Origin of the sequence: Leclercia sp. W6, assembly GCF_003336345.1 — a bacterium.
In the GTDB taxonomy this organism is placed as follows: Bacteria; Pseudomonadota; Gammaproteobacteria; order Enterobacterales; family Enterobacteriaceae; genus Enterobacter.
Genome location: NZ_CP031104.1, coordinates 477189 through 489805 on the forward strand (window position 1 = coordinate 477189; position 12617 = coordinate 489805).

The window sequence follows — 12617 nt, forward strand, 5'->3', positions numbered from 1 at the left end:
CTATTCTGACCGGGCCTGTGCGCCTGGTCTTTCAGGACGAAGCACATGACAGAACACAGCGTATATATTCAGCAAGGGATCTGGGCCAGACTGGGTCTGCCCCGGGAACTGAGCTGGGGCTTTATCGGCCTTTTCCTGTTTATTACTGGCGCCACCATCGAGCAAAGCTGGCTGGCCTCGATGCTGCAAAACCGCGGCTATGACGCGTTTCACATTAGCCTGCTCTCATCGGTGTTTGGCCTGTGCGTGGCGGTGATCTCCTGGTTCTCGGGGATTGGCGCGGGGGTACTGGGTCTGCGTCGCCTGATGTGGGGTGCCACGGCGGTCTATTTTCTCGGTTCGATCCCCTTTATCGGCTATGCCCTGCCGCAGGGGAATTATCCCCTGATGGTCGCCAGCTACGCCCTGCGCGGCGTGGCTTACCCGCTGTTTGCCTATTCGTTTCTGGTCTGGATCAACCAGCGCTGCGAGCCGCGTATCCTGGGGCGGGCGGTTTCCTGGTTCTGGATCGCCTTTGGCGTGGGGATGACGATCGTCGGACCGTGGTACGCCAGCCTGATGCTGCCGCGGATCGGCGAAACCGCGACCCTGCTGAGCGGCTTTATCTTTGTGGTGCTGGGGGCGTTCTGCGCGCTGGTGCTCAACCGCGATCGGCCGCAGACGGCTCAGGGCGGCAGCCTGGGGGCGGCACTCACCGAAGGGATCATGGTGCTGGTGCGGGAACCCAAAATGCGTCTCGCGGTGATCGTCAAAACCATCAACGACATCGGTAAATTTTCGCTGGTGATCCTGATGCCGGTCTACCTGCCGCGCTTTGGCTTCAGCATCGCGGCGTGGCTCACCATCTGGGGGCTGGTGAACGTGGTTAATATTTTTGCCAGCTACTTCTTTGGCTGGCTGGGGGACACCATCGGATGGCGCAACACGGTGGTCTGGTTCTCCGGCACCCTGTGCGGGCTGGCGATGGTGGCGGTATGTTACGCGCCGGTGCTGTTTGGTGACAGCGAGCCCGCGCTATTCTGCGCCTTAGCGCTCTATGCCATTGGGCTCGGGGCGTTTGGGCCGCTCAGCGCGCTGATCCCCTCCCTGCTTCCTGATAACAAAGGCGCGGCGATCTCCTGCCTCAATCTGGGCTCTGGCCTGAGCAACTTTGTCGGGCCGTTGATTGTGACCCTCTGCGTGGCCCCGCTCGGCGTGGAGGGGACGCTGTGGGTGATCGCCATACTCTACTTTGCCGCCAGCGTGCTTACCCTGCCGTTAAAACTACCTGAGACGCGCTAAAACGCCACTTATCGACTACGCTTTTCTCTCAAGCCTCTGAAAAAGGCGGCAAAATCATGAGGAAAGCGGAATGACTATTTTAAAGGGGATTGTTGGCTCAACGGCGCTGCTGGCGGCGTTGAGCCTGCCATTACAGGCGGCGGAGCCGGTAAAGGTCGGGTCGAAAATTGATACGGAAGGGGCGCTGCTGGGCAACATTATTTTGCAGGTGCTGGAGAGCCACGGCGTCAAAACCGTCAATAAAGTGCAGCTTGGCACTACCCCGGTAGTGCGTGGTGCCATCACCTCCGGCGAACTGGATATCTACCCGGAATACACCGGAAACGGGGCCTTCTTCTTTAAAGACGAAAACGACCCGGCGTGGAAAAATGCAAAGGATGGCTACGAGAAAGTGAAAAAACTCGATGCCGAACAGAACAAGCTAATCTGGCTGACCCCGGCTCCGGCGAATAACACCTGGACCATCGCGGTACGCAAGGATGTGGCGGAGAAAGGCAAACTCACTTCCCTTGAGGATCTCAGCCGTTATCTGAAAGAGAAGGGTGATTTTAAACTCGCCGCTTCAGCCGAGTTTATCGAACGCCCGGATGCCCTGCCTGCCTTTGAAAAAGCCTATGACTTCAAGCTCGATCAGAGCCAGCTGCTGTCACTGGCGGGTGGTGATACTGCCGTCACCATCAAAGCAGCCGCTCAGCAAACCTCGGGCGTAAATGCGGCGATGGCCTACGGTACCGACGGCCCGGTAGCGGCGCTGGGCCTGCAAACCCTGACCGATCCAAAAGGCGTTCAGCCGATCTATGCCCCGACGCCGGTGGTGCGCGAAGCGGTGCTGAAGGCTTATCCGGAGCTGGACGCCTGGTTGAAGCCAGTATTTGAAACGCTGGATGAGAAAACCCTGCAACAGCTGAACGCCAGCATTGCAGTCGAAGGGCTGGATGCCAAAAAAGTGGCGGCAGATTACCTGAAGCAAAAAGGGCTGGTGAAATAACCCGCCGCAGGACTGTGCTGTGCCGATAAGATGTCATAACCGCGTGCTGCTGCTGATGGCTCTCATTGCCCTCGCAGCAGGAGCGCTACCCTTTGTGAATTTCGCCCCCAACCGGCTGGTATCCGGGGAAGGGCGCGCCGTCTGGCAGGTGTGGGCGTTCTCGCCTGCGCTGCTGCTTATTGTGCCGGGCCTGTTGCTGGGACTCTCCCTGATGCGTGGGCGCTGGGCAGTAGTGGCGACGCTTGTGGTGTGCGAGCTGCTGTTCGCCGCGCTGGTCTGGAGCGCGGGGCTTGCCGCCACGCATCTTGCCAGCAGCGAAAGTCCGCTGGCGCGCACTGCCGTAGGCAGCGGCCTGTGGCTCTGGCTGGCGCTCTGCCTGCTCGCCTGCAGCGATGCCATTCGTCGGCTTAACCTGTCGCCGCTCTGGCGCTGGCTGCTACAGGCGCAAATCTGGATCCTGCCGTTGCTGCTGCTGTTCAGCGGCGAACTCAACGCCCTCTCGCTGATGAAAGAGTACGCCAACCGGCAGGATGTCTTTAACGATGCCGGGCAGCAGCACCTCACGCTGCTGCTGGGCACCCTCATCCCGGCCTTGCTGATTGGCGTGCCGCTGGGGCTGCTTTGTTATCGCCGTCCGGCCTCCCAGGGGCCGGTGTTTGCGGTGCTCAATATCATTCAGACCATCCCCTCAGTCGCGTTATTCGGCCTGCTGATTGCCCCCCTTGCCGGGCTGACCCGCGCCTGGCCGTGGCTGTCGTCGCTGGGCATTGCCGGAACCGGCATGACGCCCGCGCTGATCGCCCTGGTGCTCTATGCCCTGTTGCCGCTGGCGCGTGGGGTGCTGGCGGGGCTCAGCCAGGTGCCCGCCGAGGTGCTGGAGAGCGCCGACGCGATGGGGATGAACAGCCGCCAGCGCTTCTGGCAGATCCAGCTCCCGCTGGCCCTGCCGGTGCTGCTGCGCGGCCTGCGCGTAGTGGCGGTGCAGACCGTGGGGATGGCGGTGATAGCGGCCTTAATTGGCGCCGGAGGATTCGGCGCGCTGGTGTTCCAGGGGCTGCTGAGCAGCGCCCTGGATCTGGTGCTGCTGGGCGTTATACCCACCATCGTGCTGGCGGTGGTAGTGGATGCGCTGTTTGCGCTGTGGATCGCCCTGCTGCAAAGGAGAACCGATGATTGAATTTGATGATGTAAGTAAAACCTTTGCCGGCGAGCCCGCGGTCAGCAATCTGGATCTGACCTTTGCCGAAGGGGCCTTCACGGTGCTGGTGGGTACTTCGGGTTCGGGCAAATCGACCACCCTGAAGATGATCAACCGTCTGGTGGAGCACGACAGCGGTCTGATCCGCTTTGCCGGGCAGGAGATCCGCAGCCTGCCGGTGCTGGAGCTGCGTCGGCGGATGGGTTATGCCATTCAGTCCATCGGTCTCTTCCCGCACTGGACGGTGGCGCGCAACATCGCCACCGTGCCGCAGCTGCAAAAATGGCCGCGGCAACAGATTGACGATCGGGTGGATGAACTGATGGCGCTACTGGGGCTGGATCCCGCCCTGCGTGAGCGCTATCCGCACCAGCTCTCAGGCGGGCAGCAGCAGCGGGTCGGTGTGGCGCGGGCCCTGGCCGCTAACCCGGAGGTACTGCTGATGGATGAACCTTTTGGCGCCCTCGACCCGGTCACCCGTAGCGCGTTGCAGCTGGAGATGACCCGCATCCATCGTATTCTGGGGCGGACTATTGTTCTGGTGACCCACGATATCGACGAGGCGCTCCGGCTGGCAGACCACCTGGTGCTGATGGACAGCGGCAGGGTAGTGCAGCAGGGGACGCCGCTGGCGCTGCTGACCCGACCGGCGAATGGATTTGTGCGCGAGTTTTTTGGCCGCAGCGAACTGGGCGTACGCCTGCTGTCGCTGCGCACGGTCGGCGAGTCGATGCGCCCGGAAATCACCTCGGGCGAGTCCAGCCCGCTGCGGGCCTCCATGAGCCTGCGGGATGCGCTCTCGGCGTTTGTCAGCCAGGGCTGTGAACGTCTGCCGGTGGTGGACGACCAGGAAAAGCCGTGCGGCACGCTCTGGTTTCGCGATCTGCTGACCCGGGAGGCGTCGTGAGGCTATTACGCGATCCACTTCTGTGGCTGGTGGCGCTGTTTGTGGCGCTCCTGTTCCTGATGCCCTACAGCGCGCCGCTCTTCAGCGCGCTGTTCCCGGAGCTGCCGCGCCCGGTCTACCAGCAGGAGAGCTTCGTTAGCCTGACGCTCGCCCACTTCTGGCTGGTCGGCATCTCCAGTATTTTTGCCATCGTGGTGGGTGCAGGCGCCGGGATTGCCGTAACGCGACCGGCGGGCCGGGAGTTTCGCCCGCTGGTGGAGACCATTGCCGCCGTCGGGCAGACCTTCCCGCCCGTGGCGGTGCTGGCTATTGCGGTACCGGTGATGGGCTTTGGTCAGCAGCCGGCGATTATCGCGCTGATCCTCTATGGGGTGCTGCCGATTTTACAGGCGACGCTGGCGGGGCTGGCGGCAGTGCCCGCGGCGGCCATCAGCGTAGCCGAAGGAATGGGGATGAGTGGCTGGCAGCGCCTGCGCAACGTCGAGCTGCCGCTGGCCGCGCCGGTAATGCTGGCGGGGATCCGCACCTCGGTGATTGTGAATATCGGTACCGCGGCCATCGCCTCAACGGTGGGGGCCAATACGCTGGGGACGCCGATTATTATCGGCTTAAGTGGCTTTAATACCGCCTATATTATCCAGGGTGCGCTGCTGGTGGCGCTGGCGGCGATTGTGGTCGATCGCGCCTTTGAACGGCTGGCGCGAAGCCTCAGCCGACACCACCACGGACAATAAACGAATAACCTGCCAGCATCACGCCCCCAATACCGCTGACGGCCATGAGAAAGAAGAGGGTGATAACCGCGACTTTGGTTGCCTTCATAATGTGCTCCTGATGTTAACAGGGCGATTATACGGTGAAGCGCGGGTGTTAATGAACCATTAATTGCCTTTCAGCGGGAAGACGGGATAGCCGTGCGCCTGCCACTGGGTCAGCTGCTGCTCCTGTGCCGCCGTCGGTGACTCTCCGCACCAGACCAGCAGGGTCTGTCCGTCGAACAGCTCCGGGCGCAGCTGTGGCAGCGAATGCGCCAGCACATCGACGCGCCAGCCCTGCTGCGCCGCAATCCACGCCTCCAGCCACAGGCGTGTGGTATCGTGCACGTTCCAGCCTACTACCAGCGCATCCTTGCTGTTCTTCTTTCGCGCCGTAGCCAGACAAATGCAGATGTAGTTGATAAGCACCCCGTCCAGCGCGCTCAGCAGCGCCTGGAGCGTAGGCTGCTGGGATTGCAGACGCCTGCGTAACGGGATGAACAGTTGGTTAATTAAGGTTTGCGCAGGGTATTCACTGCCTTGCTCCTTGATCCAGATACGCAGGCGGTGCAAATGGCCGCACTGCAGATAACGCAGCAGTACCTCCTGCTGTTCGCGCCAGATATCCTGCGCCTCCTGACCTTCCGGGCTCAATAGCGTTTTGACCTTCCCGACCTGCACGCCATTATCGATCCAGCCTTTGATCTCACGGATGCGGTCGATATCCGCATCCGTAAACAGCCGGTGGCCGCCGTCGGTTCGCTGCGGTTTCAGTAATCCATATCGTCGTTGCCATGCCCGTAACGTCACAGGATTGATATCACACAGGAGTGCCACTTCTCCTATCGTGTAGAGCGCCATGTTTTCCCCCGGCTTGCGGATGCCCAGATTAACTGTAGACGGAGAATCCCGAACCAGGAAGTTTCGCTCTTTTTTTGCACAAATAATGCGAATATCAGATTATGTTCGGCTAAAGGTGTGATGGCTAACACGAAAACACATTTTCGTCCTTTGACTGCAAAGAAAGTTATTGCGCTTCGGTGTATGTTACGCGCTTTCAGAATTTGCGGTTTGTGGGTATGTACGAATTTAATCTGGTGTTGCTGCTGCTTCAGCAGATGTGTGTGTTTCTGGTCATCGCGTGGTTGATGAGTAAAACACGCCTGTTCATCCCCCTGATGCAGGTCACCGTTCGTCTGCCGCACAAGCTGCTCTGCTACGTTACCTTCTCTATCTTCTGCATTCTCGGCACCTATCTGGGCCTGCATATCGAAGACTCCATTGCCAACACCCGTGCGATTGGCGCGGTGATGGGTGGCCTGCTTGGCGGTCCGGTTGTTGGCGGACTGGTGGGGCTGACCGGGGGGCTGCACCGCTACTCAATGGGCGGCATGACGGCGCTGAGCTGTATGATCTCGACCATTGTCGAAGGGCTGCTTGGCGGCCTCGTCCACAGCGTGATGATCCGCCGCGGTCGCCCGGATAAAGTCTTCAGCCCCCTTACCGCAGGCGCGATAACCCTGGTGGCCGAGCTGGTGCAGATGCTGATCATTTTGCTGATTGCCCGTCCCTTCGAAGATGCCCTGCATCTGGTGGGCAGCATTGCCGCGCCGATGATGGTCACCAACACCGTAGGCGCCGCGCTGTTTATGCGCATTCTGCTCGATAAGCGGGCCATGTTTGAAAAGTACACCTCGGCCTTTTCGGCAACGGCGCTCAATGTCGCGGCCTCGACGGAGGGGATCCTGCGTCAGGGCTTTAACGAAGAGAACAGCATGAAGGTGGCGCAGGTGCTCCATCAGGCGCTGGATATCAGCGCGGTCGCCATTACCGATCGCGAAAAACTGCTGGCCTTTACCGGCACCGGGGACGACCACCACCTGCCAGGCAGACCGATTTCGTCCGCATATACGCTTCGTGCCATCGAGACCGGTGAGGTAGTCTACGCCGACGGAAACGAAGTGCCGTACCGCTGCTCGCTGCATCCGCAGTGCAAGCTGGGCTCGACGCTGGTGATCCCGCTGCGCGGCGAAAACCAGCGGGTGATGGGCACCATTAAACTGTATGAAGCGAAAAACCGCCTGTTCAGCTCCATCAACCGTACATTGGGGGAGGGGATCGCCCAGCTGCTCTCGGCGCAGATCCTCGCCGGGCAGTATGAGCGGCAGAAGGCGTTGCTGACCCAGTCGGAGATCAAGCTCCTGCATGCGCAGGTGAACCCGCATTTTCTGTTTAATGCCCTCAACACCCTGAAGGCAGTGATCCGTCGGGACAGCGAGCAGGCAACGCAGCTGGTGCAATTTCTCTCGACCTTTTTCCGTAAGAATCTGAAGCGGCCGTCGGAAATTGTCACCCTCGCGGATGAAATAGAGCATGTGAATGCCTATCTACAAATCGAGCAGGCCCGGTTCCAGTCGCGTCTGCAGGTGACGCTGTCGGTGCCGGATGAGCTGGCCTGGCAGCAGCTGCCGGCCTTTACCCTGCAGCCGATTGTGGAAAACGCCATCAAGCATGGCACCTCCCAGCTGCTGGGTATCGGAGAGATAACCATCACCGCCAGCCGCTTTAACCGTTATCTGGTGCTGAATATAGAAGACAACGCCGGGCTCTACAGCGGTGCAAAAGAGGGGGGAGGCCTGGGAATGGGGCTGGTGGACAAACGCCTGCGCGCCCATTTTGGTGAGAACTGCGGCATTACCGTTACCTGTGAGCCCGATAGCTTTACCCGTATAACCTTACGACTGCCTCTGGAGGAACACGCATGTTGAATGTGCTGATTGTCGATGACGAGCCTTTAGCGCGAGAAAACCTGCGATTTTTGCTGCAGGAGCACAGCGATATTGAGATTGTCGGCGAGTGCGCTAACGCCATTGAAGCCATTAGTGCCGTGCACAAGCTGCGTCCCGACGTGCTGTTTCTGGATATCCAGATGCCGCGCATCAGCGGCCTGGAGATGGTGGGCATGCTCGACCCGGAACATCGACCCTACATTGTCTTTCTCACCGCCTTTGATGAATACGCGGTAAAAGCGTTCGAAGAGCACGCCTTTGACTATCTGCTGAAACCCATCGAAGAGCCGCGGCTGGAAAAGACCCTCAACCGCCTGCGCCAGGAGCGCAACGTGCAGGACGTATCGCTGCTGGCGGAACACCAGCAGCCGCTGAAATTTATCCCCTGTACCGGCCACAGCCGGATCTATCTGCTGCAGATGGAGGACGTGGCCTTTGTCAGCAGCCGGATGAGCGGGGTGTTTGTCACCAGCCACGAAGGTAAAGAGGGCTTTACCGAGCTGACGCTGCGCACCCTGGAGAGCCGCACGCCGCTGCTGCGCTGTCATCGCCAGTACCTGGTAAACATGGCCCATCTGAAAGAGATCCGCCTTGAAGAGAACGGTCAGGCGGAGCTGGTGCTGCGCGCCGGACAGACGGTGCCGGTCAGCCGTCGCTACCTGAAAAGTTTGAAAGAGGCGATAGGGCTGTAAAACTGCTACACTGCGCGCCATTGCATCATCGACACTCGAAGGCTCTATGCTCAGTAATGATATTCTTCGTAGCCTGCGCTACACCCTGAAAGCCAATAACAACGACATGGTGCGCATTCTTGCGCTTGCCGACATGGAATCCACCTCCGCCGGGTTCGACACCTGGATGACCAAAGAGGACGAGGAGGGGTTTGTTCGCTGCCCGGACATCATCCTCTCCGGTTTTCTGAACGGCCTGATCTACCACAAGCGTGGCAAAGATGAATCTGCGCCTGAGCTGTCGCTGGAGCGTCGGGTGAATAACAACACGGTGCTGAAGAAACTGCGCATCGCCTTTTCACTGAAAACCGACGATATTCTGGCCATTATGACCGAACAGAAGTTCCGCGTCTCAATGCCGGAAATCACCGCCATGATGCGCGCGCCGGACCATAAAAATTACCGCGAGTGTGGGGATCAATTCCTGCGCTACTTCCTGCGTGGGCTCACCAACCGGGTGCATGCCGCGAAGCCGTAATGTTGCCCGGTGGCGCTGTGCTTGCACGGGCCTACGGGTTATCCAGGCCGGGTAAAGCGAAGCCGGCACCCGGCAAAAGGGCATAAAAAAAGCCGGAGATTAACTCCGGCTTTTTTATTTATTTCACCTGATGACCAGGCAGCGCACCGCTGTCCGGGCTTAACAGGAAGATATCTTTCCCGCCAGGACCTGCGGCCATCACCATCCCCTCAGAGATGCCGAAGCGCATTTTGCGCGGCGCGAGGTTCGCCACCATCACCGTGTGGCGGCCAATCAGCACCTGCGGATCCGGATAGGCGGAACGAATACCGGAGAAGACGTTGCGCTTCTCGCCGCCCAGATCGAGGGTCAGGCGCAGCAGCTTATCGGAGCCTTCCACAAATTCCGCGTTTTCAATCAGCGCCACGCGCATATCGACTTTGGCGAAATCATCGAAACTGATGGTCTCCTGAATCGGATCGTCCGCCAGCGGGCCGGTAACCGGCGCGGCGGCGGCTTTCACCTCTTCTTTCGAGGCTTCAACCAGGGCTTCAACCTGCTTCATCTCGATGCGGTTGTAGAGCGCTTTAAAGGCGTTCAGCTTATGGCCGAGCAGCGGTTGATTGATGCTGTCCCAGCTCAGTTCGGTGTTCAGGAACGCTTCAGTACGCGCGGCCAGCTGCGGCAGAACCGGCTTGAGGTAAGACATCAGCACGCGGAACAGGTTGATCCCCATAGAGCAGATCGCCTGCAGGTCAGCGTCGCGGCCTTCCTGTTTGGCAACTACCCATGGTGCCTGCTCGTCAACGTAGCGGTTTGCCAGGTCGGCCAGGGCCATGATCTCACGCACCGCTTTACCAAACTCGCGGCTCTCCCACGCTTCGCCAATTACGGCAGCCGCGTCGGTGAAGGTTTTGTACAGCTCAGGATCGGCCAGTTCCGCCGCCATCACGCCGTCGAAACGCTTGGCGATAAAGCCGGCGTTACGGGAGGCCAGGTTGACCACTTTGTTCACGATGTCAGCATTGACGCGCTGGACGAAATCTTCCAGGTTCAGGTCGATATCGTCGATACGGGAAGAGAGCTTCGCCGCGTAGTAGTAGCGCAGGCTGTCCGCATCGAAGTGGTTCAGCCAGGTGCTGGCTTTAATGAAGGTGCCACGGGATTTGGACATCTTCGCACCGTTCACGGTTACATAGCCGTGGACAAACAGGTTGGTTGGCTTGCGGAAACCGCTGCCTTCCAGCATGGCTGGCCAGAACAGGCTGTGGAAGTAGACGATATCTTTACCGATGAAGTGATACAGCTCAGCGGTGGAATCTTTCTTCCAGTATTCGTCGAAGCTGGTGGTATCGCCGCGCTTGTCGCACAGGTTCTTGAAGGAGCCCATGTAGCCGATAGGCGCATCCAGCCAGACGTAGAAGTATTTGCCCGGTGCGTTGGGGATTTCGAAGCCGAAGTATGGCGCGTCGCGGGAGATATCCCACTGCTGCAGGCCGGATTCAAACCACTCCTGCATCTTGTTCGCCACCTGCTCCTGCAGCGCGCCGCTGCGGGTCCACGCCTGCAGCATTTCGCTGAACGACGGCAGGTCGAAGAAGAAGTGTTCGGAATCACGCATCACAGGCGTCGCGCCGGAAACCACGGATTTCGGCTCAATCAGCTCGGTTGGGCTGTAGGTTGCGCCGCACACTTCGCAGTTATCGCCATACTGGTCCGGAGATTTACATTTCGGGCAGGTGCCTTTCACGAAACGGTCCGGCAGGAACATGCCTTTTTCTGGATCGTAGAGCTGAGAAATGGTGCGGTTTTTGATAAAACCATTCTCTTTCAGACGGGTGTAGATCAGCTCCGACAGCTCACGGTTTTCGTCGCTGTGCGTGGAGTGATAGTTGTCATAGCTGATGTCGAAGCCAGCAAAATCGGTCTGATGCTCCTGACTCATTTCGGCAATCATCTGCTCCGGGGAGATACCCAGCTGCTGCGCTTTCAGCATGATTGGCGTGCCGTGCGCGTCGTCTGCACAGATGAAGTTTACCTCGTGGCCGCGCATTCGCTGGTAACGGACCCAGACATCAGCCTGGATATGCTCCAGCATGTGGCCGAGGTGGATGGAGCCGTTAGCGTACGGCAGAGCGCACGTTACCAGAATTTTTTTCGCGACTTGAGTCATAGTAGGTATTACTTCTTTTAGCTGTGAAAAGGGTTTTTGATGTTACCCGAAAGGGAATAACTACGCCAAGTGATAAGGGCATTAATCCATAAATGAATAATTGTTACCTCTGGGGTAAACTTGGTAATTACATCTCTTTTTCAGAACAACTACAAAGGAGTCGGGATGAGTTCTCAATCCCAGGCCAAATCACCGGAAGCCTTGCGCGCAATGGTTGCCGGGACGCTGGCTAATTTTCAGCACCCCACCCTGAAGCACAATCTCACCACGCTGAAAGCGTTACATCACGTGGCGTGGCTGGATGATACCCTGCATGTCGAACTGCATATGCCGTTCGTCTGGAGCCATGCGTTCGAGACGCTGAAAGAGCAAACCAGCGCCGAACTGCTGCGCATCACCGGGGCGAAGGCCATCGACTGGAAATTGACCCATACCATCGCCACCCTGAAACGGGTGAAGAACCATCCGGGCATCAATGGCGTGAAAAACATCATCGCGATCAGCTCCGGCAAGGGCGGGGTGGGTAAATCCTCTACTGCCGTGAACCTGGCGCTGGCGCTGGCCGCCGAAGGGGCGAAGGTCGGTATCCTGGATGCTGATATCTATGGTCCGTCAATTCCTAACATGCTGGGCGCGGAAAATCAGCGTCCGACTTCGCCGGATGGCACCCACATGGCGCCAATTATGGCTTACGGTCTGGCGACCAACTCCATTGGCTATCTGGTCACCGACGATAACGCCATGGTGTGGCGCGGGCCGATGGCCAGCAAGGCGCTGATGCAGATGTTGCAGGAGACCATGTGGCCGGATCTCGATTATCTGGTGCTGGATATGCCGCCGGGCACCGGTGACATTCAGCTGACCCTGGCGCAGAACATCCCGGTTACCGGTGCGGTGGTTGTCACCACCCCGCAGGACATCGCACTGATTGATGCCAAAAAAGGCATTGTGATGTTCGAGAAGGTAGAGGTGCCGGTGCTAGGTATCGTTGAAAACATGAGCATGCATATCTGCAGCAACTGCGGTCACCATGAAGCCATCTTCGGTACCGGCGGGGCAGAAAAACTGGCTGCGCAGTATCACACCCAGCTGCTGGGGCAGATGCCGCTGCACATTACGCTGCGTGAAGATCTGGATAGCGGCAAGCCGACCGTCGTCAACCGTCCTGAAAGTGAGTTTGCTGAGATGTATCGTCAGCTGGCAAACCGCGTTGCCGCACAGCTTTACTGGCAGGGTGAGGTGATCCCGGGCGATATCGCGTTCCGCGCGGTGTAAGGCTTTGCCGGGCGCGCTTTGCTTGCGCGGGCCTACAAGTTAGGGTAGGCCGGGTAAGCGAAG

General features: G+C 59.0%; 12 protein-coding genes. 9 read left to right on the forward strand and 3 right to left on the reverse strand.

The window, feature by feature from the left end:
- Positions 1-45 precede the first annotated feature (45 nt).
- The 5 genes from DVA43_RS02310 to DVA43_RS02330 all read left to right on the forward strand — a co-directional run bounded on the left by DVA43_RS02310 (position 46) and on the right by DVA43_RS02330 (position 5108).
- Positions 46-1281: an MFS transporter gene (locus tag DVA43_RS02310; RefSeq protein ID WP_114314447.1), complete on the forward strand. Its 1236-nt coding sequence runs from the start codon at positions 46-48 to the stop codon at positions 1279-1281.
- A 70-nt stretch (positions 1282-1351) separates the two neighbouring features.
- Positions 1352-2269, forward strand: a complete 918-nt coding sequence (locus DVA43_RS02315) for an ABC transporter substrate-binding protein (RefSeq protein WP_114314448.1) — start codon at positions 1352-1354, stop codon at positions 2267-2269.
- Positions 2270-2288: 19 nt separating this feature from the next.
- Positions 2289-3446, forward strand: a complete 1158-nt coding sequence (locus tag DVA43_RS02320; RefSeq protein ID WP_114314449.1) for an ABC transporter permease — start codon at positions 2289-2291, stop codon at positions 3444-3446.
- Positions 3439-4374 (forward strand): ABC transporter ATP-binding protein, encoded by a 936-nt coding sequence (locus tag DVA43_RS02325; protein WP_114314450.1) that lies wholly within the window; start codon positions 3439-3441, stop codon positions 4372-4374. The genes DVA43_RS02320 and DVA43_RS02325 overlap by 8 nt, the downstream gene beginning before the upstream one ends.
- Entirely contained in the window at positions 4371-5108 is a 738-nt protein-coding gene (locus DVA43_RS02330) for an ABC transporter permease (protein ID WP_103825038.1), read from the forward strand. Before DVA43_RS02325 ends, DVA43_RS02330 begins: the two co-directional genes overlap by 4 nt.
- Here the strand turns inward: DVA43_RS02330 and DVA43_RS02335 are convergent.
- Both DVA43_RS02335 and mlrA read right to left on the reverse strand, forming a co-directional pair.
- Positions 5083-5196: a protein YohO gene (locus tag DVA43_RS02335; protein ID WP_072036698.1), complete on the reverse strand. Its 114-nt coding sequence runs from the start codon at positions 5194-5196 to the stop codon at positions 5083-5085. The genes DVA43_RS02330 and DVA43_RS02335 overlap by 26 nt on opposite strands.
- A 59-nt stretch (positions 5197-5255) precedes the next feature.
- A complete protein-coding gene (gene mlrA, locus DVA43_RS02340) occupies positions 5256-5990 on the reverse strand; it encodes an HTH-type transcriptional regulator MlrA (RefSeq protein ID WP_114314451.1) in 735 nt (244 codons plus the stop codon).
- 218 nt (positions 5991-6208) lie between these two features.
- Between mlrA and DVA43_RS02345 the strand changes: the two genes are divergently transcribed.
- From DVA43_RS02345 to DVA43_RS02355, 3 genes are read left to right on the forward strand one after another with little or no spacing between them, the layout of a single operon-like run.
- On the forward strand, positions 6209-7897 hold the full coding sequence (locus DVA43_RS02345; protein ID WP_103825040.1) for a sensor histidine kinase: 1689 nt from the start codon (positions 6209-6211) through the stop codon (positions 7895-7897).
- Positions 7891-8610 (forward strand): two-component system response regulator BtsR, encoded by a 720-nt coding sequence (gene btsR / locus DVA43_RS02350; protein ID WP_103180279.1) that lies wholly within the window; start codon positions 7891-7893, stop codon positions 8608-8610. Before DVA43_RS02345 ends, btsR begins: the two co-directional genes overlap by 7 nt.
- Positions 8611-8656: 46 nt before the next feature.
- Entirely contained in the window at positions 8657-9127 is a 471-nt protein-coding gene (locus tag DVA43_RS02355) for a DUF1456 family protein (RefSeq protein WP_114314452.1), read from the forward strand.
- A gap of 118 nt (positions 9128-9245) precedes the next feature.
- Here DVA43_RS02355 and metG read toward each other — a convergent pair whose 3' ends face one another.
- Complete coding sequence (metG, locus tag DVA43_RS02360) at positions 9246-11279, reverse strand: methionine--tRNA ligase (protein ID WP_114314453.1); 2034 nt, start codon at positions 11277-11279, stop codon at positions 9246-9248.
- 165 nt (positions 11280-11444) lie between these two features.
- On the opposite strand from metG, the gene apbC reads away from it, so the two are divergent.
- Entirely contained in the window at positions 11445-12554 is a 1110-nt protein-coding gene (gene apbC / locus DVA43_RS02365; RefSeq protein WP_103825043.1) for an iron-sulfur cluster carrier protein ApbC, read from the forward strand.
- Positions 12555-12617 lie beyond the last annotated feature (63 nt).

Excerpts from the sequence above, each read along its gene's own strand:
- DVA43_RS02310 (WP_114314447.1), top strand. The coding sequence starts at position 46 with ATGACAGAACACAGCGTATATATTCAGCAAGGGATCTGGGCCAGACTG.
- DVA43_RS02315 (WP_114314448.1), top strand. The coding sequence starts at position 1,352 with ATGACTATTTTAAAGGGGATTGTTGGCTCAACGGCGCTGCTGGCGGCG.
- DVA43_RS02325 (WP_114314450.1), top strand. The coding sequence starts at position 3,439 with ATGATTGAATTTGATGATGTAAGTAAAACCTTTGCCGGCGAGCCCGCG.
- DVA43_RS02335 (WP_072036698.1), bottom strand. The coding sequence starts at position 5,196 with ATGAAGGCAACCAAAGTCGCGGTTATCACCCTCTTCTTTCTCATGGCC.
- mlrA (WP_114314451.1), bottom strand. The coding sequence starts at position 5,990 with ATGGCGCTCTACACGATAGGAGAAGTGGCACTCCTGTGTGATATCAAT.
- DVA43_RS02345 (WP_103825040.1), top strand. The coding sequence starts at position 6,209 with ATGTACGAATTTAATCTGGTGTTGCTGCTGCTTCAGCAGATGTGTGTG.
- btsR (WP_103180279.1), top strand. The coding sequence starts at position 7,891 with ATGTTGAATGTGCTGATTGTCGATGACGAGCCTTTAGCGCGAGAAAAC.
- DVA43_RS02355 (WP_114314452.1), top strand. The coding sequence starts at position 8,657 with ATGCTCAGTAATGATATTCTTCGTAGCCTGCGCTACACCCTGAAAGCC.
- metG (WP_114314453.1), bottom strand. The coding sequence starts at position 11,279 with ATGACTCAAGTCGCGAAAAAAATTCTGGTAACGTGCGCTCTGCCGTAC.
- apbC (WP_103825043.1), top strand. The coding sequence starts at position 11,445 with ATGAGTTCTCAATCCCAGGCCAAATCACCGGAAGCCTTGCGCGCAATG.